This window comes from Mycobacterium sherrisii (assembly GCF_002102355.1).
GTDB lineage: Bacteria > Actinomycetota > Actinomycetes > Mycobacteriales > Mycobacteriaceae > Mycobacterium > Mycobacterium sherrisii.
Genome location: NZ_LQPT01000121.1, coordinates 15,682 through 34,907 on the forward strand (window position 1 = coordinate 15,682; position 19,226 = coordinate 34,907).

The 19,226-nt window shown below is 67.5% G+C and carries 22 protein-coding genes and 1 pseudogene; 15 read left to right on the forward strand and 8 right to left on the reverse strand.

All coding sequences use genetic code 11. The features are described from left to right. Positions 1-38: 38 nt before the first annotated feature. From AWC25_RS25310 to AWC25_RS25325, 4 genes are read left to right on the forward strand one after another with little or no spacing between them, the layout of a single operon-like run. Positions 39-1,169 (forward strand): ferredoxin reductase, encoded by a 1,131-nt coding sequence (locus AWC25_RS25310; RefSeq protein ID WP_085168108.1) that lies wholly within the window; start codon positions 39-41, stop codon positions 1,167-1,169. Positions 1,170-1,196: 27 nt separating this feature from the next. After that, positions 1,197-2,318 (forward strand): fatty acid desaturase family protein, encoded by a 1,122-nt coding sequence (locus AWC25_RS25315; RefSeq protein ID WP_085168142.1) that lies wholly within the window; start codon positions 1,197-1,199, stop codon positions 2,316-2,318. Positions 2,319-2,340: 22 nt separating this feature from the next. Beyond that, a complete protein-coding gene (locus AWC25_RS25320) occupies positions 2,341-2,865 on the forward strand; it encodes an SRPBCC family protein (protein WP_198166713.1) in 525 nt (174 codons plus the stop codon). Further along, entirely contained in the window at positions 2,865-3,911 is a 1,047-nt protein-coding gene (locus AWC25_RS25325; RefSeq protein ID WP_085168110.1) for an LLM class flavin-dependent oxidoreductase, read from the forward strand. The genes AWC25_RS25320 and AWC25_RS25325 overlap by 1 nt, the downstream gene beginning before the upstream one ends. Here the strand turns inward: AWC25_RS25325 and AWC25_RS25330 are convergent. Beyond that, on the reverse strand, positions 3,908-5,020 hold the full coding sequence (locus AWC25_RS25330) for a DUF1214 domain-containing protein (protein ID WP_085168112.1): 1,113 nt from the start codon (positions 5,018-5,020) through the stop codon (positions 3,908-3,910). The genes AWC25_RS25325 and AWC25_RS25330 overlap by 4 nt on opposite strands. Then, on the reverse strand, positions 5,017-5,598 hold the full coding sequence (locus AWC25_RS25335; protein ID WP_069402208.1) for a TetR/AcrR family transcriptional regulator: 582 nt from the start codon (positions 5,596-5,598) through the stop codon (positions 5,017-5,019). The genes AWC25_RS25330 and AWC25_RS25335 overlap by 4 nt, the downstream gene beginning before the upstream one ends. Before the next feature lie 28 nt (positions 5,599-5,626). Between AWC25_RS25335 and AWC25_RS25340 the strand changes: the two genes are divergently transcribed. From AWC25_RS25340 to AWC25_RS25355, 4 genes are all read left to right on the forward strand, one after another. Next, positions 5,627-6,871: a sulfotransferase family protein gene (locus AWC25_RS25340; protein ID WP_085168114.1), complete on the forward strand. Its 1,245-nt coding sequence runs from the start codon at positions 5,627-5,629 to the stop codon at positions 6,869-6,871. A 166-nt stretch (positions 6,872-7,037) separates the two neighbouring features. After that, positions 7,038-7,577 (forward strand): CsbD family protein, encoded by a 540-nt coding sequence (locus AWC25_RS25345; protein ID WP_085168117.1) that lies wholly within the window; start codon positions 7,038-7,040, stop codon positions 7,575-7,577. Positions 7,578-7,604: 27 nt separating this feature from the next. Further along, positions 7,605-8,270, forward strand: coding sequence for an IF2 family translation initiation factor (locus tag AWC25_RS25350; RefSeq protein ID WP_085168120.1), 666 nt, complete (start codon positions 7,605-7,607; stop codon positions 8,268-8,270). Between the two features lie 57 nt (positions 8,271-8,327). Next, positions 8,328-9,221 (forward strand): alpha/beta fold hydrolase, encoded by an 894-nt coding sequence (locus AWC25_RS25355; RefSeq protein WP_069402204.1) that lies wholly within the window; start codon positions 8,328-8,330, stop codon positions 9,219-9,221. Here the strand turns inward: AWC25_RS25355 and AWC25_RS25360 are convergent. The 3 genes from AWC25_RS25360 to AWC25_RS25370 are packed head-to-tail and all read right to left on the reverse strand — an operon-like array spanning position 9,211 to position 11,148. Continuing rightward, the gene (locus AWC25_RS25360) at positions 9,211-10,254 is read right to left on the reverse strand and encodes a zinc-binding dehydrogenase (RefSeq protein ID WP_085168122.1); all 1,044 of its coding nucleotides are present in this window, start codon (positions 10,252-10,254) and stop codon (positions 9,211-9,213) included. The genes AWC25_RS25355 and AWC25_RS25360 overlap by 11 nt on opposite strands. A gap of 9 nt (positions 10,255-10,263) precedes the next feature. Then, positions 10,264-10,476: a TOBE domain-containing protein gene (locus AWC25_RS25365; protein ID WP_069402202.1), complete on the reverse strand. Its 213-nt coding sequence runs from the start codon at positions 10,474-10,476 to the stop codon at positions 10,264-10,266. Between the two features lie 60 nt (positions 10,477-10,536). Next, complete coding sequence (locus AWC25_RS25370; RefSeq protein ID WP_069402201.1) at positions 10,537-11,148, reverse strand: TetR/AcrR family transcriptional regulator; 612 nt, start codon at positions 11,146-11,148, stop codon at positions 10,537-10,539. Positions 11,149-11,297: 149 nt separating this feature from the next. Between AWC25_RS25370 and AWC25_RS25375 the strand changes: the two genes are divergently transcribed. Further along, positions 11,298-12,623, forward strand: a complete 1,326-nt coding sequence (locus AWC25_RS25375; protein ID WP_085168124.1) for a cytochrome P450 — start codon at positions 11,298-11,300, stop codon at positions 12,621-12,623. Between the two features lie 6 nt (positions 12,624-12,629). Here AWC25_RS25375 and msrA read toward each other — a convergent pair whose 3' ends face one another. Further along, on the reverse strand, positions 12,630-13,145 hold the full coding sequence (gene msrA / locus AWC25_RS25380) for a peptide-methionine (S)-S-oxide reductase MsrA (RefSeq protein WP_142279055.1): 516 nt from the start codon (positions 13,143-13,145) through the stop codon (positions 12,630-12,632). Between the two features lie 116 nt (positions 13,146-13,261). Between msrA and AWC25_RS25385 the strand changes: the two genes are divergently transcribed. The 4 genes and pseudogenes from AWC25_RS25385 (at position 13,262) to AWC25_RS25400 (ending at position 15,737) form a co-directional block, all read left to right on the forward strand. Beyond that, positions 13,262-13,768, forward strand: a complete 507-nt coding sequence (locus tag AWC25_RS25385) for a nuclear transport factor 2 family protein (RefSeq protein ID WP_069402199.1) — start codon at positions 13,262-13,264, stop codon at positions 13,766-13,768. Beyond that, positions 13,765-14,784, forward strand: a complete 1,020-nt coding sequence (locus tag AWC25_RS25390) for an NAD-dependent epimerase/dehydratase family protein (protein ID WP_069402198.1) — start codon at positions 13,765-13,767, stop codon at positions 14,782-14,784. The genes AWC25_RS25385 and AWC25_RS25390 overlap by 4 nt, the downstream gene beginning before the upstream one ends. 19 nt (positions 14,785-14,803) lie before the next feature. Continuing rightward, a pseudogene (locus tag AWC25_RS25395) lies at positions 14,804-15,300 on the forward strand (class I SAM-dependent methyltransferase). 59 nt (positions 15,301-15,359) lie between these two features. Beyond that, positions 15,360-15,737, forward strand: a complete 378-nt coding sequence (locus AWC25_RS25400) for a DUF427 domain-containing protein (protein ID WP_085168126.1) — start codon at positions 15,360-15,362, stop codon at positions 15,735-15,737. 24 nt (positions 15,738-15,761) lie between these two features. On the opposite strand, the gene AWC25_RS25405 is transcribed toward AWC25_RS25400, so the two are convergent. Further along, positions 15,762-16,148: a nuclear transport factor 2 family protein gene (locus AWC25_RS25405; protein ID WP_069402194.1), complete on the reverse strand. Its 387-nt coding sequence runs from the start codon at positions 16,146-16,148 to the stop codon at positions 15,762-15,764. A gap of 71 nt (positions 16,149-16,219) precedes the next feature. Here AWC25_RS25405 and AWC25_RS25410 point away from each other — a divergent pair, with 71 nt between their 5' ends. After that, a complete protein-coding gene (locus tag AWC25_RS25410) occupies positions 16,220-17,134 on the forward strand; it encodes a DNA-3-methyladenine glycosylase family protein (protein ID WP_085168128.1) in 915 nt (304 codons plus the stop codon). 85 nt (positions 17,135-17,219) lie between these two features. After that, positions 17,220-17,768, forward strand: a complete 549-nt coding sequence (locus tag AWC25_RS25415; RefSeq protein WP_085168130.1) for a Dps family protein — start codon at positions 17,220-17,222, stop codon at positions 17,766-17,768. Between the two features lie 3 nt (positions 17,769-17,771). Here AWC25_RS25415 and AWC25_RS25420 read toward each other — a convergent pair whose 3' ends face one another. Next, complete coding sequence (locus AWC25_RS25420; protein ID WP_085168132.1) at positions 17,772-19,220, reverse strand: chloride channel protein; 1,449 nt, start codon at positions 19,218-19,220, stop codon at positions 17,772-17,774. Between the last annotated feature and the right edge of the window lie 6 nt (positions 19,221-19,226).

A 19,226-nucleotide genomic window follows, 5' to 3' on the forward strand; every position in this document is an offset into this window, starting at 1 on the left:
ACTTGACTAGCTGCGCTGTCCGGACGGACGGTGTACATATGTTCACTCAAAGAAGTCAGACGCCACGTCGGAGCTTCGCCAAGACTTTTCGGGACCGCATTCTCGGTTCCGACCTGGTCGACCTGCTCACCGGCCCACATGGCGTGGACCGCTACACCGAGCTGGTGGACCCAATCTGGACACAGGGCGAAGCCCGCGGCAAGGTCGTCGACGTGCGCCGCAGCACGCCGCGCAGCGTCACGCTCACCATCGCTCCCAACGACAGCTTTACCACCAAGCATTCGGTCAAGGCGGGCCAGTTTGTCAACGTCGCCGTCGAAATAGACGGTCGCTGGCACACGCGGTGCTACTCCCCGGCCAACGTCGAGGGCAGCGCCGAGCTCGAGCTGACCGTCGCCCGTCACGGGACCGGCGCAGCGGAGGGACTGGTCTCCAATTACCTCTACGAGCAAGCCCGTCGCGGCATGGTGGTCGGTCTGGCCGGGGTCGGCGGCGACTTCGTGCTGCCGGCGCCCGGCTCGCCCGAAAGACCGCGCCGAATACTGCTGGTTTCCGGTGGTAGCGGCATCACGCCGGTCATGGCGATGTTGCGCACCCTGGTCGCCGAACGCCACTTGCAAAGCCAGGGGGGCGAGATCGCGTTCATCCACTATGCGCGCACACCCGCGGAGGCCTGCTACCGCGACGAGCTGCACGCGATGCCCGGCGTGCGGGTGCTGCACGGCTACACCCGCTCGGGACGCGGCGACCTCGACGGCCGCTTCGGGCCCACGCACCTGGACGCCGCGATGCCCAGCCCTGACGCCGTATTCGTCTGCGGCCCAAACACTTTGATCGAGGCCGTGCGCGAACACTGCCAGAATGTGTACGCCGAAAGCTTCGTGCCACCGGCCCTCACCGCGCCCGCAAATTCGTCCGGAGGCCGAATCACCTTCGCGGGCAGCGGTATTGACGTCGTCGATGACGGACGATCGCTGTTGGAGCAGGCCGAATCGGCGGGCCTGACCCCGGAGAACGGATGCCGGATGGGCATCTGCCACACCTGCACACGCCGGAAGGTCGGCGGCACGGTGCGCAGCCTGACCAGCGGCGCCGTCTCGACCGCGCCCGACGAGGACATCCAGATCTGCGTATCGGTGCCCGTCGGCGACGTCGACCTTTCCCTCTGAGACTCAACCCACATGGGAGGAATTGCCATGCAAGACAACATGATCACCTTGACCCTCGAGCAGGCCGAGGCGTTGGGCGCTGAACTCGACGCCATCCGAGACCGGGTGATGTCCGACCTCGGCGAGGTCGATGCCGACTACATCCGCCGGGTCATCAAGACGCAGCGGGCACTGGAGGTCGGGGGACGCGCACTGTTATTCCTGCCGCCCGCCTGGCTGCTGGGCACCGCGATGTTGGGCGTGTCGAAAATCCTGGACAACATGGAAATCGGCCACAACATCATGCACGGACAGTACGACTGGATGCGCGACCCCACTATCTGCGGCCGCGAATTCGAATGGGACACGGCCTGCCCGGCCGACCAGTGGCGGCACTCGCACAACTACATGCACCACACCCACACCAACATCGTGGGCATGGACCGCGACATCGGTTATGGCATCCTGCGAATGAGCCCCGATCAGAAATGGCACCCCTACTACCTGGGCAACCCGCTATACGCCTTCCTGTTGATGGTGCTGTTCCAATACGGGGTCGCGCTGCACGAACTGGAGAGCGAAAAGATCCGCTCCCGCGAGATCAGGCTGCGCGACAAGCGCGACGTGCTGCGCGCGATCTGGAAGAAGACTCGGCGCCAGACGCTCAAGGACTATGTTGCGTTCCCGCTGCTGGCCGGGCCGTTCGCGCCGTTCGTGTTCACCGGCAACCTCACCGCCAACCTGATGCGCAACGTGTGGTCGTACATGATCATCTTCTGCGGCCACTTTCCCGACGGCACCCAGGAATTCACGGTCGAGGAGACCAAGGACGAGTCGCGCGGGCAGTGGTACTTCCGGCAGGTGCTGGGTTCGGCAAATCTGACCGGCGGCAAGATCTTTCACCTGCTGTCCGGCAATCTGTCCCACCAGATCGAGCACCACCTCTTCCCGGACATGCCGGCGCGCCGTTATGCGGAGATCGCCCCGGAAGTGCAGGAGATCTGCGAGCGCTACGGCATTCCGTACAACAGCGGCCCGCTGCCGCGGCAGTTCGCTACCGTGGTGCGCAAGATCGTGAGGCTGACCCTGCCCGACCGCGGTGCGTTGGTGTCGCTGCTGCCGAAGCTCAAGACCGGCGAGTCGGCGGATCGGCAGCCCGTCGCGGCCTGAGTCTCCTGCCGGGTAGGCAACAATGGAGACCGTGGAATGGACCGGTGCACGTTATGCGGACAAGCCGACGGTAGAAGCCTCGACGTGGATTGACGCCGATCCGGCCCGGGTCTGGAATCTGATCTGCGACATCAAACTGATGCCGACCTTTAGTAGCGAGCTGCAAGCCGTGGAATGGGCCGACGGAGCCGACCGCCCGAGGCTGGGGGCGCGCTTCGTCGGTCACAGCCAACACGACGCATTCGGCGAATGGAGCACCACCTCGCAGATCGTGGCCTGCGAACACCAGAAGGAATTCGCCTGGGCCGTAGGGGATGTCAAGCATCCGTCGTCGATCTGGCGGTTCCGGCTGACGCCCCGCGACGGCGGCACCAACCTGAGCTATTGGATGCAGATGGGTCCGGGCCGCTCGGGGCTGTCCGTGGCGATCGACTCGATGCCGGACAAAGAGGAAAAGATCGTCTTCGTCCGGATGCGGGAGTTCGAAGCCGCGGTCGGCAAGACGCTGGCGGCGATCAAGAGGCTGGCCGAGCAAGGGGTGCGCTGATGCGTACCGCGACGACGATCGAGTTGTCCGGTGACAGCGAGAAAGTCGCCGAAACCGTGACGCTGGCGGTCGAGGCTGAAAAACTCGGACTCGACGTGTGTTGGGTCGCCGAGGCGTGGGGTGCCGACGCGCCATCGGCGTTGGGCTACCTCGCCGCGCGCACCACGAAGATGCTGCTCGGCTCCGGCATCCTGCAGGTTGGCACCCGGTCACCGGTGCTGGTGGCACAGACCGCGATGACGCTGTCCAACCTGTCGCACGGGCGTTTCTTGTTGGGCCTGGGTGCCTCGGGACCGCAGGTGATCGAGGGCCTGCATGGCGTGTCGTTTCGCCGACCGCTGGCTCGCACCGCCGAAACCGTCGACATCGTGCGGCAGGTGTTCGCCGGCGGCAAAGTCTCGTATTCGGGCAGAGAGTTTCAGATTCCCCGCCCCGGCGAGGCGGTGCCGATGCGAGTGTCCAACGCCGCCCAGCACGACATACCGATCTATCTGGCGACGCTGTCCCCGGCGATGCTGCGGCTGACCGGCAAGATCGCCGACGGATGGCTGGGTACCAGCTTCGTTCCGGAGGGCGCCGGCGCGGCGTACTTCGCGCACCTCGATGCGGGACTCGCGTCGGCCGGCCGCACCCGCGCGGACCTCGACGTCTGCCAGGGTGCCGAGGTCGCGTTCGCCGCCGACGAGGACGCCTTGCGCGCCATGGTCGCGGCCCGCAAGAAGGAACTCGCGTTCAGTCTGGGCGGCATGGGCTCGTCGCGCACGAACTTCTACAACCAGGCCTATAGCCGACAGGGCTGGGCCGACGTTGCGGCCGCGGTGCGCGAGCGGTGGCGCAGCGGCGACCGCGATGGCGCCGCGCAACTGGTGACCGACGACATGGTGCTGGGCACCACCTTGATCGGGACCGAGGAAATGGTCCGCGCCCGCCTCGCGGTGTGGCGCGACGCCGGAATCACCACCGTGCGGCTCTATCCAGCGGGCGACACGCTGGCAGCCAAACTGGAGACGCTGGGCCGGGCCATCGAGTTGGTCCGCCAGACCTAGCTCGGGGAACTCGGCGCGTCGGCGACCTTGACCAGCTTCGCCTCGGGGCGGTCCGGCACGTCGTCGGACAAGAACCAGCGGAACGCCAGGTTGCCCCGCGGATAGCCCAGTGTCGTCAACGAATTCGGGTGAGCGGTGATCTCGCGAGACAGCACCACGGTGACCGACCCGTCGGTGTTGGCCACCGCGCTGTGGTTGTTCAGCGACGAGCGGGTGGCGGGGCTCTCCGGATCGCCGTAGCTGGCCATGAACTGATTCCAGATCACCAGGTTCCAGAACCGGCACGGCGGCGGGCGATGCGTGATCACCAGCGCTTCGTCGTCGTCGAGCACGAAGCTGCCGTAGGCATAGCAGGCGTCGCGTGCCGACCAGCCGAAGTTCGCGTCGGGCACCTGATAGGGGTCAGCGAATTCGTTTGCGGCGTGGGCGGTTTCGTGGCCCAGACCGTGTTCGTCGGGCACCCGCGTGCCGACCGCCAGCGGCACGATCGCGAACATCGTCCGCATCCAGGCCGCCGCGGCGCGCAGCCGCACCGCGGTCTCGGTGTCGCCGTGCCGGATCGGGTCCGGCTCGTCGAGCGCCTCGATGCGCCAGTCGACCGGGCGGCCGGCCTGTGGGTGCGCCTGATAGTCGCGGGTCATCAGTACCGCGGCATCGGGTGTGGCGGGAAATTCGAAGGAGAAGTTGCCGTCGGCGTCGACGTCGAGATCGGTGTCGCGGATGATGGCGACGATGCGGTCCGACCAGGCTCCGGGTGACGGTTCGTTGTAGGCGGTCACCGAGAAGTACACGCTGTCGCCCTTGTTGCCGCTGATGCGGTAGCGGCGTCCCGGGTCGACCGGGCAGATGAAGTAATACGCGTCGGTGTTGTCGCCGCCCCACCGCCGGTCGCGCCGGAACGGCGTATTCACGGCGACGAACTGCGGCCGGCCGGGTTCGGGGAACAAGTAGGTGTCGAACGCCACGCCCAGCGTGGTGGCCAGCATGCGATAACCGTCGGCGACGTGGCGGTCGTCGGTGACTGCCCGGTCACCGTCGAGGAAGGAGCGATCGAGACCCCCCAGAGTGGCGAGCAGTTCCTGCCAGGCGGCCGTCGATTCGTGCGTCATGTGCTGATTCCTTTCAGGAGCAACGTGGTGGTGCGGTCGATCCAGGCGTCCCCGGCGTCGACTGCATCGGGCCGGGTGAGCAGGCTGACCAGGGTGATGCCGGCGAGTGCCTCCGCTAATTCGCCGGCCGTCAGGTCCGGCCGGACCTCACCGCGAGCCGCGGCGGCGTGCAGCCACGCGGCGAGCCCGCCGGCCAGGATGCCGGTGAACCGCTCCAGCAGCGCCGTGTGCAGGGTGGGATCGGCGGCCATCTCGCCGATCAGTCCGGGCAGCGCCGCACGCGCAGCGGGTGTCGTCAGGAATTGCTTTGTGCGACAGACCATTTCGCGCATATCGGTGGCCAGTGAGCCGGTGTTGGGGACCTCTGTCGCGGTGCCGATCGGGAACACCGCCTCGTGCACCAGGTGGGCCTTGCTGGGCCAGCGCCGGTAGATGGCGGGTTTGCTGGTGCCGGCCCGCGCGGCGATCGCGGACACCAGCAGCCCGGCGTACCCGGTTTCGGCGAGCAGCTCGACGGTGGCGCGCAGCACCGCGGCATCGATGCGCGGGTCACGGGGCCGGCCAAAATCCACAACCATTACGAAACTCAGGGTAACATAAGTGCCCGTGACCGATGCCGCTCGCCCAGTTCGTCTCGACGACCTCACCCGGCCGCGATTCAGCGCGGCGGGCCAGCAGATTCTCGACATGATGGCCACGATGGCCGCCCAGTGCCCACTAACCGCCGATGCGCTGCACGCCCAGGCCAGCGCCGAGACCGGATTGCACGACTTCGGTCCTGAGGACTACCGCGAACGTCTCGAGGTCTTCCTGGCCGCGCTGCGCGAGATCGACGGCCTGCACGACGCGGGCCGGGTGAACTTCTACGGGCAGCTGTTACAAGTGCTCAAGAACCGGTTGCTGTTGGCCGACCTGCTCAAGCGGCACCCCGAGATCAACCACATCGAACTGCGTGCGCCCGTGGTGATCGCCGGCCTTCCTCGCACCGGCACGACGCATCTGCACAACTTGCTGGCGGCGCCGCCGACGTTTCGCACCATGCCGTACTGGGAAAGTGTCGAACCGTTTCCCATGCCGAACGAGGTTGGTAGCGAACCGGATCCGCGCCGCACCCGGATGGACGTGGCGGTCGGGGTGATCAACACGGTGATGCCGCATTTCGCGCTGATGCACGAGATGACCACCGATCACGTGCACGAGGAGATTCAGCTGCTGGCCAACGACGTGTCGACCATGCTGCTGGAAACCCTGGCCGAGGTGCCCCGCTGGCGTGACTATTACCAGACCCACGACCAGACGCCGCACTACCAATACCTCACCACGCAACTCAGGGCGATGCAGTACCTGCGCGGCGGACGGCGCTGGCTACTCAAGTCGCCGCAGCATCTCGAACAGGTGCGGGTGCTGGACCGGGTGTTCGGCGACAGCATCGTGGTGTTCACCCATCGTGATCCGGTCCCGGTGGCATTGTCGATGATCTCGATGATCACCTACTCCGCCCGTATGCACCGCACCCCGGTGCCGGTGCGGCAGATCGCCGCGTCCTGGATCGACCGGCTCGACCAGATGCTGACCGCGCTGGTCCGCGACCGCGACACCATCGGGCCGGATCGCTCCATCGACATCCGTTTCGACGAGTTCATATCCGACGAAATCGGGGTTGCCCAGCGGGTTTTTGCCCTGGCGGGCGAACCGTTCACCGATGAGACGGGCAAGGCCGTCGCCGAGTACCTGGCCGGTCACCGGCGTGGCCGGCTGGGCAGCGTAAAGACGTCCTTCGCGATGTTCGGGCTGGACGAGGCGGCGATCCGGGAGCGGTTCGCGCCGTACGTCCAGCGATTTCTGGACTAGCGCAAATCGTTCGATTCGTCCGACGGTAAGTGGGAACCCTACACTCGCCACGGCTCAGACACCGCCCACTCGGGTGGTCGAGGTCGCCGACAGGTTGACCCACTGGCGCTGTGGAAAAGCTGGATGTGTACCCACAAACCCGGGATGTCCGGGCTAAGGAGATTTCATGGCTGACCAAGGTAAGTCCGGCCAGGCGCGCAAGGGGCTGCTCGACTCGGTGAAGGGCAAGGTGAAAGAGGTCGTCGGCGCCGTGACCGGTAACGACTCGCTGACCGCGGAAGGTCAACTCGAGCAAACCCACGCACAGGAACGCCGCGAAGCCAACGCCATCGATGCCGTCGCCGAGCAGCAGGCCGAGCAGGCCCGGGCACAAGAAGCCGAAGCGAAAGTCGAAGGCGCTCAACAACGCCTGGCCGCCAATGCGCAGGCGTCGGCGGTCGAGGGTTCGATCGAGGCGCAACGGGCGGCGCAGAAGCGGGCCGCCGACCAGGCCGCCCAGCAAAGTGCGGCCGCGCAACAGGCGCAGGCCAAGGTCGACGCCGAGCGCGAAATACAGCAGGCCGAGGCCGAGAAGCGCGCCGAAAAGCATGCTGCGGCAGCCGAAGTCACCGACGCCGCCGCGGAGCACCACAGTGACGTACAGGTGGCCGCGAACGAGAAGCTCGCCGCCGAACGCCTACGCCGCCAAGCCGAATCCGACAGCTGAAACCGAAGCCAGACAGAGGAGCACTCGATGAAATTGACCGACGTCCCGTTCGCAGTTCTGCGCTTCCACTATCAGGTAGCCCGGTTCCCGCTGCAGTTGATCGAGGACCGCGTTTTCACGCGGATCAGCACGGAAGCCCCGGCGCGGCTGGCCTACGAGCGGTCCCTGGGCACGCTGGATGCGGCCGTCGGCAACGCGCTGCGCGATGCCGATCTCGCCGAGCGCGGCGCGGCGCTGGCCCGGCGTTCCGAGACGCTGGGCAAGGCCGCCGTGCTGGACGCGAAGGCCGCCAGCCGGATCGAAAAGGCCGACGCGAAGCTGAAGGCGGCTCACGACAACGCGGTGGAGGAGCGCCAGGAAGCCGAAGCGGCGGCCGAGCAAGAGATCCAGCAGGCACGCGCGACGGAGCAGGATCGCAAGCGTGCGGCCGTCGACGGCGCCCAAAAGCAAAGTGCCGCCGCCAAACGTCAGGCCGATCAGGTCGCGGCCGACCGCAAGAAGGCGGCCGAGTCGGCGCGGCGCCAAGTGGAGACCAGGACGCGGGCCACCGAAAAGGCCGTGTCGAAGGTGGCCGACGCACAACTCGGCGAGGCTCGGGAGAAGCGCAGCGAAGCCGCGGAGAAGCGGTCGCAGGCGAATCGACTCGAGGAGCTGGCGGACGCCGAAAAGGAAAAGCGCCAAGCCAACGACTGACAGCTAACAGCAGCACCGCCTTGTTGCGCGGGCGGGTGAGGGCTACCTTCTCGAGGCATGGTCACTATGCCCGCGCTGCCCGGGTCGGTCGCCGTCGAGCACCGTTACGTAGCACTTGGCGACGGCGTCACCATCCACGTCGCCGACGCCGGTCCGGCCGACGGGCCGGCCGTCATGTTGGTGCACGGTTTCCCGGAGAACTGGTGGGAGTGGCACGAGCTGATCGGCCCGCTGGCCGCCGACGGCTACCGCGTGCTGTGTCCGGACCTGCGGGGTGCCGGGTGGAGCTCGGCGCCCCGGTCGCGGTATCTCAAATCGGAGCTGGCCGAAGATCTCGCCGGTGTGCTGGACCACTTGGGAGTCGGCACGGTGAAACTGGTCGCGCATGACTGGGGCGGGCCCGCGGCGTTCATCATGATGCTGCGCCATCCCGAGAAGGTGTCCGGCTTTTTCGGACTCAACACCGTGGCGCCGTGGGCGAAGTTGGATCTGGCCGCGGTGCGCGACCTATGGCGGTTCTGGTATCAGGTCCCGATGCTGCTACCGGTTATCGGGCCCCGCATGATCAGCCATCCGGACTCGCGGTTCCTGCGGATGCTGGGGTCATGGGTCGGCGGCGATTTCGCGTTGCCCGAGGACAGCATCCGGCTGTACAGCGAGTGCATGCGCGAGCCGGGGCACGCCGAAGCCGGCTCGCGGTGGTATCGCAGCTTTCAGACCACGGAGATGCGCAGCTGGCTGCGCGGAGAATACAATGACTACCGCGTCGAGGTGCCGGTGCGCTGGCTCAGCGGTACCGACGATCCGGTGATCACGCCGCGGCTGCTGGACGGATATGCCGACCGCATCAGCGATTTCAAGGTCGAACTCGTCGACGGGGTGGGGCACTGGATCGTCGCGCAGCGGCCCGAGCTGGTGCTGGATCGGCTGCGGACGTTTCTCAGGGCTTGACCAGGATGCGGATCGGGTTGCCCTGAGCATGCTCGAGCATCTCGATCCCGGCCGCGACGTCCTCGAGGGCCACAACCTTGCTGATCGAGCGCGAAAGGTTAAGGCGGCCAAGGGAAACCAATTTGGCCAGGGTCTCGATGTCGAGGTTCTGATAGCCAAGGTGGCCAAGCACTTGCTTGTGCGCCAGCCCGAACATGGCCGTGGGCCCGATGGTCGGGGATTCCGCGCTCATTCCCACGCTCACCAGCCGGCCGCCGGGCCGCAAGCAGTCCAGCGCCTGCTCGAAGGTCACCTTCAACCCGACGGCGTCGAAGGCCACGTCCAGCTTGCGTCCGCCGTTGGCCTCGGCGATCCTGTCGCGTAGGTCGTCGTCGCGGGAGTCGAAGGCGTAGTCCGCGCCCAGTTCGACGGCACGCTCGCGCACCGCGGGGTTGATGTCGAGGGCAATCACCGGTGCCGCGCCGATCAGCCGCGCGAGCTGCACGATGTGGGTGCCGACGCCGCCGACACCCCAGACACCGACGGATTCCCCGACCGCCACCTTGCCCGTGCGCACCACCGCCCCGTACGGCGTGGACACGGCGTCGGCCAGGATGGCGCCCTGCTCCAGCGAGACGTTGTCCGGGACGCGGGTCAGTCCGGCTGCCTGGGTCACGGTGTATTCGGCCCAGGCGCCGTCGTAGGCGAACGCCATCAACTGGATCCGCAGGCAGTTGGCGGTGTCGCCGCGGCGGCAGTTCGCGCACGCCTGGCAGGGCCGGCCGGCGGCGACCACCACCCGGTCGCCCTCGGCCCAGCCGGTGACGTCCGGGCCCAGTTTCGCTATCGTGCCGGAGGCTTCATGGCCCTGTGTCACCACCGGCACCTGGGCGGGGAAGGTCCCGTTGATCAGGCTGAGGTCCGAGTGGCAGATGCCGCAGAACGCCACCTTGACCAGGACTTCACCCGAACCCGGTTCGGGAATCGGAATGTCTTCCAGGGCAACGGTTTTGGTTTCTGCATAGAAGCGCTCGGCGCGCATGGTCGACGTCATGCCGCGGCGCTACTCGACCCCGATGGTGACTTCCGTGGACTTGATGAACACCGTCGCGGGCTGACCGACCGCCAGGCCGAGGTCCTGGGCCGCGTCCTTGGTGATCGAGGACGTGACGACCTGATCTCCGCCGTCGAGCCGAATCTTGACGATCGCCATCACGGTGCCGAGGTCGACCTCGGTGATGGTCCCTTTGAGCTGGTTTCGGGTGGATAGCCGCATCGCAGTCCTTCCGGGTAAGGCTTTTGCGATGAGCCTAGACGCCGCCCGGGCGATCCGCCGCTACCGCCGCGGCCCCAGCAGCGCGATGCAGGCATCCACGGCCGGCTCGATGACCTCGCGGACCGGCCGGCCGTCTTCGACGGTGATCGCGGTCAGCTCGCGCAGCCCGCCGATCATGATCACGGCGAGCGGTGCTGTCAACGGCGGAAGGTTGGCGCGCTGGAATCCGGCACCGGAGCTCAACGCGATCAGCAGGTCGGACAGCGACTGCATGCCGCTGCGCTGCACCGGCCGGGCCGCGGCCCCCAGTCCGGGTAGTTCCCGGATCCAGCTCAAGGTGATGGCCGGGCGGCCCTCGATGTGAGCGACATAGGCCTGCACGGCCTGACGGATTTGGTGCTGCCAGTCGGCCTCCGGATCGACGGTGGCGGCGATGCGTGCCCCGAGCGTCTCGAGGTCGTTGGCCAGCAGCTCGAGGAAGCAGGCCTCTTTGCTGGCGAAGTGGTCGTAGAACGTGCGCTTGGAGGTGCGGGCATGACGCACGATGTCGGCGACCGTGCTGGCGCGGTAGCCGCGTTCGTTGATCGCCGTGGCGAGGCCGTCCAGCAGCCGCATCCGGAAGGGATCCCGGACGTCCCGGACATCCGCTATGGCCGTGCGGGCGGACGTCATGTTGGCTGCCCTTTCCACGCAGGTGCGGCCCTGCCGGGACGTGTCAGGCCCTTGTCAGGTTCGGTACTACAGAGTACCGTACGGTGCAGCACCTTGGTACACCGCAGTACCACCCTGATTTCGGGGCAGACGTTGGGAGCGATGACGCCATGAGCGAACTAGTCACCACCACTGCACCGGCCCCCGCGATCACGTTGCCGCCAACCGTCCCGCTGCCCCGACTGGCGCAGGGCCTCGGCTTTGCGCTGGGACGCCGCTCGATGATTCGACGGTTGTCGCGCCGCTACGGCAACGTGTTCGCGCTGCGGCTGCCGATGTTCGGGCGCGTCATCGCGGTCAGCGATCCGCAGCTGGCCAAGCAGATCTTCACCACCAGCCCGGACGAGCTCGGCAACATCCAGCCCAACCTCAGCAGATTCTTCGGCTACGGCTCGGTGTTCGCGCTGGAAGGCGACGAGCACCGGCGCCGGCGCCGGCTGCTGGCTCCGCCGTTCCACGGCAAGAGCATCAAGAACTACGAGACCATCTTCGAAGAGGAGACACTGCGCGAAACCGCAGACTGGACCGAGGGGCAGTCGTTGGCCACCCTCGCCCCGATGATGCGGATCACGCTGAACGCGATTTTGCGGGCCGTGTTCGGGGCCGACGGCGCCGAACTCGACGAGTTGCGCCGGCTGATCCCGCCCTGGGTGACTCTGGGCTCGCGACTGGCATCGCTGCCCAGGCCGAAACGAGACTACGGACGGTTCAGCCCGTGGCACCGGCTGGATCAGTGGCGCGACCAATACGACGGCGTCATCGAAAAATTGATCGCGGCCGAGCGGGCCGATCCCCATTTCGCCGACCGCAACGACGTGCTGGCGCTGCTGTTGCGCAGCAGCTACGACGACGGTGCGGCGATGTCGCACAAGGACATCGGCGACGAGCTGCTGGCCCTGCTGGCCGCGGGCCACGAAACCACCGCGTCGACGCTCGCGTGGGCATTCGAGCGGATCAGCCGGCATCCGGAGCTGCTGGCGGCGCTGGTCGAGGAGGCCGACGGCGACGACAACGAACTACGCCAGGCGACCATCCTCGAGGTGCAACGAGCCCGAACCGTCATCGACTTCGCCGGCCGGCACGTCTACCCCGAGACCTACCGACTTGGCGATTGGGTGATCCCGCGCGGCTACTCGATCATCGTCGGCATCGCGCAACTGCACAACAACCCCGACCTGTTTCCCGATCCGGAACGCTTCGATCCCTGGCGGTTCATCGACACGAAACCGGCCGCTTTGTCCTGGGTTCCGTTCGGAGGCGGCACCCGGCGCTGCGTGGGCGCCGTATTCGCGAACGTGGAGATGGACATCGTCCTGCGAACGGTGTTGCGGCACTTCACCATTGAAGTCACTGACGCGCCCGACGAGCCGTGGCACTGCCGCGGGGTCGCATTCGTCCCGAAGGGCGGCGGTCGGGTTACGGTGCGGCGCCGTTAAATCCGGTTACTGGCTGGCCGACGCGCGGCGCGGCAGCTTCCAGCCCGGTCGGACGAAGTGGCAGGTGTATCCGTTGGGGTAGCGCTGCAGATAGTCCTGGTGCTCCGGCTCGGCTTCCCAGAAGTCGCTCGCGGGGCTGACCTCGGTGACGACCCTGCCGGGCCAGAGGCCGGACGCGTCGACGTCGGCGATGGTGTCCAGCGCGATGCGCTTTTGCTCGTCGTCGACGTAGAAGATCGCCGAGCGGTAGCTGGTGCCGCGATCGTTGCCCTGCCGGTTTTTCGTTGTCGGGTCGTGGATCTGGAAGAAGAACTCGAGCAGGGTGCGGTAATCGGTGACCGACGGGTCGTAACTGATCTCGATGGCTTCGGCGTGCGTGCCGTGGTTGCGGTAGGTCGCGTTGGGCACGTCGCCGCCGGTGTAACCGACGCGGGTCGAAACCACCCCGGGCTGTTTACGAATCAGGTCCTGCATGCCCCAGAAACAGCCGCCGGCAAGAATTGCCTGTTGGGTCTCCACCACTTCTCGTCCTCCGTATCCGGGCAGGGCTCGGGCCTGAGCCGGGGTCGACGAACGCCAGGTTACACTCCGCCGATGAGCTGCAACGGCGCCGCAACAGTGAAATCGCAGGCCGCGCGATGAGCGCCGGCCCGTTCTCGCGCAGCGAACTCGCTGACGCCTTCGAGAAATTCGAACAGACCGTCGCCCGGGCCGCCGAATCCAAAGACTGGGACGCCTGGGTCGAGCACTACACCCCCGACGTCTTGTACATCGAACACGCCGCGGGCACCATGCACGGCCGCGACGAGGTCCGCGACTGGATCCGGCGCACGATGAGCACCTATCCGGGCAGCCACATGGTCGCGTTCCCCTCGTTGTGGTCGGTCATCGACGAACCCACCGGGCGCGTCATCATGGAACTCGACAATCCGATGCGCGATCCCGGCGACGGCAGCGTCATCGCGGCGACCAACATCTCGATCATCACCTACGCCGGCGACGGGTTGTGGCGTCGGCAAGAAGACATCTACAACCCGCTGCGCTTCGTGCAGGCCTCGTTGAAGTGGTGCCGCAAGGCGCAGGAACTGGGCACCCTCGACGAGGACGCCGCGCGCTTCCTGCAGCAGTACGGGGGCGCTGCGTGAGCGCGAACCACGCGGCTGGTCCAAAGCTTGTTCTGGGCGCCAACGGCTTTCTGGGCTCACACGTCACCCGCCAGCTCGTCGCGGACGGTGCGACGGTACGGGCGATGGTCCGCAAGGGCGCCAACACGCGCTCCATCGACGACCTCGACGTGACCCGCTTTGAAGGCGATGTCTTCGACACCGCCGCGGTGCGCGCCGCGATGGACGGGGTGGACGAGGTGTACTACTGCGTCGTCGACACCCGCGCCTGGCTGCGCGATCCCGCGCCGCTGTTTCGCACCAACGTCGAGGGACTGCGCAATGTCCTCGACGTCGCCGTCAACCAGCCGGACCTGCGCAAGTTCGTCTTCACCAGCACCTACGCGACGGTGGGCCGACGGCACGGGCACGTCGCAACCGAAGACGACGTGATCGGCTCGCGCGGGTTGACGCCCTACGTGAAATCGCGCGTGCAGGCCGAAAACCTGGTGATGCGCTACGTCGCGGACGCGGGCCTGCCCGCCGTCGCGATGTGCGTGTCCACCACCTACGGCGACGGCGACTGGGGCGGCACGCCGCATGGCGCCTTCATCGCCGGCGCGGTGTTCGGCAAACTGCCGTTTCTGATGAACGGTATCCAGCTCGAAGTCGTCGGAGTCGACGACGCAGCCCGGGCGATGATCCTGGCCGCCGAACGCGGCCGCATCGGGGAGCGATACCTGATCTCGGAAAAGATGATGGCGCTCAACGATTCGATCCGGATCGCGGCCGACGAGGCCGGGGTCCCGCCGCCGCAGCGGGCGATCTCGGTCCCGATGCTCTACGCGCTGGCCGCGGCCGGCACGCTCAAGGCGAAACTCACCGGCACCGACGCCCAACTCAGCCTGGCGTCGGTGCGGATGATGCGCGCCGAGGCGCCAGTCGACTGCAGCAAGGCGCGCCGCGAGCTGGGCTGGCAACCGCGGCCGGTCGAGGAGTCGATCCGTGAAGCCGCCCGATTCTGGGCCGCCATGCGCACCCCGCGAACCGCGGCCTGAGCCGCCTAGGCTCGGCCCCATGGACCGGATCCGCGTCGACCTCGCCGGGCCCCCGCAGACGATGCTGGCGACGCTGTACGCCAAGGCTGCCGTCGAACGTATCGAATGCGATTGGGCCGCAACCACTATCGATGCGCGACGGGCCCCGTCGGTCGCGGTTCGCTCCGCGCACTTCGACCACTGGGCCGGCCAGTTTCTGGCCGGGCACGACGAGGCCGTCGTTCTGCACGTGGGATGCGGACTGGACGCCCGGGTGTACCGCTAGCTGATCAACAGCGGCGTGCGGCGCTTCGGCTCGACGTTGCGCTGGGGCGTCGACGGGCCCGGCGACATCGTGGACGCCGTGCCCGGTCTGCGGTTGTTGGTCTGGGAATCGGTCTTCGACAGCGATACCTTCGAAAGGTCGCGCCGGTGGTGCGGTGGCTGGGCCGGGCGATGGCGGTGGCGCCGGCGTTGCGGAACATGGCCCAATACCACCGCTACGCGTTCGGACCGCCCCGAGTCGGGAAGCCTTGAGAGCGTGGCGACGTTGCAACCGAACATCTGAGCCCGTAAGGGACGAAGGAGGTCTCAGCATGAGCCACAAGGAAGTCCTGGAACCCAATGCCGGGCACCCGATCACCATCACCCCTGCCCAAAAGCGGGTGCAGGTCCGTGTCAACGGCGATCTGGTCGCGGACACCACGGCGGCGCTGGAATTGCGGGAAGCCACCATCCCGGTGGTGTACTACATCCCCCTGGCCGACGTGGCACAGGACCGGCTCACCCGCACCGAGACGGTCAGCTACTGCCCGTTCAAGGGTGACGCCAGCTACTACGCCGTGACCACCTCGGCCGGTGACACCGTCGAGGATGCGATCTGGACCTACGAGCAGCCGTACCCCGCGGTCGCCGAGATCGCCGGGCACGTCGCCTTCTACCCCAACAAGGCCGACATCAGCGTCGGCGCGTGAACACGGCCGAGTGCGCCGGCGCGGTCACTCGGCGAACAGCTTGGCCTGGGCGCGAGTATCGCCGTACTCGCGCATCGACACGATGACGCCGTCGCGGGTTTCGAAGATGCACACGAACGGCGTGTCGTAGCGCGTGCCGTCGGTGGTGGTGCCCGCGGCGTGGGCTTCGATGACGACCGTGTCGCCCTCGTTGATGCAGCGCAACAGGTCGATCGTGAGGTAGAACCCCTGCCCCCGGCGCTCGGCGGCACGCCGCAGCGCCCGTTTGTCGTGAGTGCTGCGGGTGAACAGGCTCCAGCACGTGAAGTCGTCGCTGAGTAGTGCGAAGCCCTCGTCGAGATCGTCGCCTCCGGTCAGGCTCTGGATGAACATCCAGACCAGCTCGGCATTGGGAGCGTCGAACGGCGTCATCACATCGCAATACTGTCGTGGCAGGCAGTGACGGTCAATCAGGGTCAATCGAGGCAGGAATCCGGAGTTTGGTGGTGAACAGGGCACGCACGGTGACCTTCCCCGGGGCGGTGAGCTTCGGGCACACCCTGGCGCCGCTGCGCCGCGGCTTCGGGGACCCGTGTTTTCGCCTCCCGGGTGACGGCACCATCTGGCGGACGAGCCTGCTGCCCAGCGGTCCCGTCACGGCACACCTGCACCGCACGGCTCCCGGCGCGGTGCATTGCCAGGCGTGGGGTGACGGGGCCGAGGAATTCGTGGCGGGGCTGCCCGCGCTGCTGGGCGCCTACGACGACGCCTCGGACTTCACCCCGACCCACCCGACGGTGGCGGCCGCACACCGGCGAGTCCCCCATCTGCGGCTGGGCCGCACCGGCCAGGTGCTCGAGGCGCTCATTCCGGCGATCATCGAGCAGCGGGTGCCCGGCGCCGACGCGTTCAAATCGTGGCGGGTGCTGGTGTCCAAATACGGCAGCCCGGCACCCGGACCGGCCCCGGTCGGCATGCGGGTGCCGCCACCGGCCGACGTGTGGCGGCACATACCGTCGTGGGAATTTCATCGCGCCAACGTCGATCCGCGGCGCGCCCAGACCGTGGTGGCCTGTGCACGCCGCGCGGTGGCGCTGCAGCGGCTGGTGTCGCGGCCCGCGGAGCAGGCCCGCGCGGCGCTGACGTCGCTGCCCGGGGTGGGCGCGTGGACGGCCGCCGAGACAGCGCAGCGGGCCTTCGGTGACGCCGACGCGCTGTCCGTCGGCGACTACCACATCCCCAAGATGATCGGCTGGACCTTGGCGGGCCGCCAGGGCGACGACGAGCTGATGCTCGAGTTGCTCGAACCGATGCGCCCGCACCGCCATCGGGTGGTGCGTTTGCTCGAAGCCAGCGGCCTGGCCTACGAGCCGCGCCGGGGTACGCGGCTGCCGGTACAGCAAATCCACGCGCTGTGAACAGTACGTGTTTTCCAATCCGGCCATCGGGTACTCGTCGAAAACCACTGGCCACTCACACGCAGACGAAACGCAGGAGCGATCGATGACGCAGTTCACCATTCCGGGCTTGAGTGACAAGCAGGCCGCGCGACTCACCGAGTTGCTGCAAAAGCAGTTGAGCACCTACAACGACCTCCACCTGACGCTGAAGCACATCCACTGGAATGTGGTGGGCCCCAACTTCATCGGCGTGCACGAGATGATCGACCCGCAGGTCGAGGCGGTGCGCGGCTTCGCTGACGACGTGGCCGAACGCATTGCGGCCCTTGGCGCTTCGCCCGAGGGGACGCCGGGGGCGATCATCCGGGACCGCACGTGGGATGACTACTCCGTCGGGCGCGACACCGTCCAGGCCCATCTGGCCGCGCTGGACCTGGTGTACACCGGGGTGATCGAGGACATCCGGCAAGCCATCGACGAGACCGACGAACTCGACCCGGTCACCCAGGACCTGTTGATCGGGCAGGCCGGCCCGCTGGAAAAGTTTCAGTGGTTCGTCCGCGCGCACCTGGAAAGCTCCGGCGGACAGCTGCAGCATAAGGGCAAGAAGACCGAAAAGGACGCCGCCGACACCGCGCGCCGCAAGGGGTAGCGGTCACTCCGCCGAAGCCGACTGTGCGCGTTCGGCTTCGGCGGTTTCACGGTTGAGCCGCTGCGCCCGGTAGATCGTGACGTCGGTGCGCGACAGCAGCATCGCCGCGATCCCGACCGCGATGATCGCACCGGGTACCACCGAGAACGAGCCGGTCATTTCGGCCACCATGATCATGATGGCCAGCGGGGTGCGGGCCACGCAGCCGAAGCAGGCCATCATCCCGACCACGACGAAGATGCCCGGCCCGTCGGGCACGCCGGGCAGGGCGGTCGCCTCGGCGAGGCGCCAGATGGCCGCGCCGACGAATGCGCCGATCACGATGCCGGGACCGAACAGACCGCCGGAGCCACCGGTGCCGATCGACAGCGACGTGGCGACGATCTTGGCGAACGGCAGCACCACGACGATCCAAAGCGGGATGTGCAGCAGCGCGGTGCGGTCGGCGGCCAGTTGCGCCCAGCCGTAGCCGCTGCCGAGGATCTCGGGGATCAGCAGACCCAGCAGCCCGACCAGCAGCCCGCCCGCCGCGGGCTTGAGCACCGGGCCGCCGGGCAAGCGCCGGGTCAGCCGGACCGCGGCCTGAAAGGTGCGGGCATAGAGGTAGCCCACCGCCGCGGCGACCAGACCGAGCACCACGAACCACAGCAGCGGCCATGGGTTTTCGAACCGGTACTCCGCGTCGATGTAACCGAACAGCGGGTCGAAGCCCAGGAACGCCCCGAGCACCGCATACGCCGTGCCGGAGGTGATGAACCCGGGCAGCAGGCAGCGGTAGTCGAGGTCGTCTCGATAGATGATCGACGCAGCCAACACGGCGCCGCCCAGCGGCGCGGCGAAAATCGCGCCGATCCCCGCGCCGATGCCGAGCGCGACCGCGATCCGGCCGTCCTCGTCCGACAGACCCAGCCGTCGCGTCAGCAACGAACAGAAGCCGGCCGAAATCTGCGCCGTCGGGCCCTCGCGACCCCCCGAGCCGCCGGAGCCGATGGTCAACGCGCTGGCCACCATCTTCACTGCGACGGCGCGGAACCGGATGGCGCGTGGATCGGTGTGCACCGCCTCGATGGCCTCGTCGGTGCCGTGCCCGGTGGCCTCCGGCGCCAGCTTGGCCACCAGTAGCGCCGAGACCAGCGCCCCGGCCGTCGTCACCAGCGGAATCGCCCACGGACGGGCGAAACCGGCGGATCCGGGACCGCCGCCCTCGCCGGCGGGGGTGGGGACACGGTAGGCCGCCAGATAGCCGAGCAGGAAGTCTCCGGTGTACTTCAGGACGAAATAGAACGCGACGGCGCCGAGGCCCGCGATCACGCCGATCATGACGCCCAGCAGCAACCATTTGCGCAGGTAGCCCGCGTTTCGGAGCGCCGCCCCCACTCGTGGGCCCGCTGCCCCCGCCGGGCGCGAGCGTCCCGGTGTTTCGGGCTGGCGCTGCTCCCCCGTCGGCTCCACCGGCCA

Coding starts and splice junctions, on each gene's coding strand:
- AWC25_RS25360 (WP_085168122.1), bottom strand. CDS start 10,254: ATGACGTCGACCATGCGCGCCGAGCGCTTCTATGCAGAAACCAAAACC.
- AWC25_RS25400 (WP_085168126.1), top strand. CDS start 15,360: ATGAGCCACAAGGAAGTCCTGGAACCCAATGCCGGGCACCCGATCACC.
- AWC25_RS25385 (WP_069402199.1), top strand. CDS start 13,262: ATGAGCGCCGGCCCGTTCTCGCGCAGCGAACTCGCTGACGCCTTCGAG.
- AWC25_RS25415 (WP_085168130.1), top strand. CDS start 17,220: ATGACGCAGTTCACCATTCCGGGCTTGAGTGACAAGCAGGCCGCGCGA.
- AWC25_RS25370 (WP_069402201.1), bottom strand. CDS start 11,148: ATGACGTCCGCCCGCACGGCCATAGCGGATGTCCGGGACGTCCGGGAT.
- AWC25_RS25350 (WP_085168120.1), top strand. CDS start 7,605: ATGAAATTGACCGACGTCCCGTTCGCAGTTCTGCGCTTCCACTATCAG.
- AWC25_RS25365 (WP_069402202.1), bottom strand. CDS start 10,476: ATGCGGCTATCCACCCGAAACCAGCTCAAAGGGACCATCACCGAGGTC.
- AWC25_RS25345 (WP_085168117.1), top strand. CDS start 7,038: ATGGCTGACCAAGGTAAGTCCGGCCAGGCGCGCAAGGGGCTGCTCGAC.
- AWC25_RS25330 (WP_085168112.1), bottom strand. CDS start 5,020: ATGACGCACGAATCGACGGCCGCCTGGCAGGAACTGCTCGCCACTCTG.
- AWC25_RS25320 (WP_198166713.1), top strand. CDS start 2,341: ATGGAGACCGTGGAATGGACCGGTGCACGTTATGCGGACAAGCCGACG.
- AWC25_RS25405 (WP_069402194.1), bottom strand. CDS start 16,148: ATGACGCCGTTCGACGCTCCCAATGCCGAGCTGGTCTGGATGTTCATC.
- AWC25_RS25375 (WP_085168124.1), top strand. CDS start 11,298: ATGAGCGAACTAGTCACCACCACTGCACCGGCCCCCGCGATCACGTTG.
- AWC25_RS25310 (WP_085168108.1), top strand. CDS start 39: ATGTTCACTCAAAGAAGTCAGACGCCACGTCGGAGCTTCGCCAAGACT.
- AWC25_RS25325 (WP_085168110.1), top strand. CDS start 2,865: ATGCGTACCGCGACGACGATCGAGTTGTCCGGTGACAGCGAGAAAGTC.
- AWC25_RS25335 (WP_069402208.1), bottom strand. CDS start 5,598: ATGGTTGTGGATTTTGGCCGGCCCCGTGACCCGCGCATCGATGCCGCG.
- AWC25_RS25355 (WP_069402204.1), top strand. CDS start 8,328: ATGGTCACTATGCCCGCGCTGCCCGGGTCGGTCGCCGTCGAGCACCGT.
- AWC25_RS25315 (WP_085168142.1), top strand. CDS start 1,197: ATGCAAGACAACATGATCACCTTGACCCTCGAGCAGGCCGAGGCGTTG.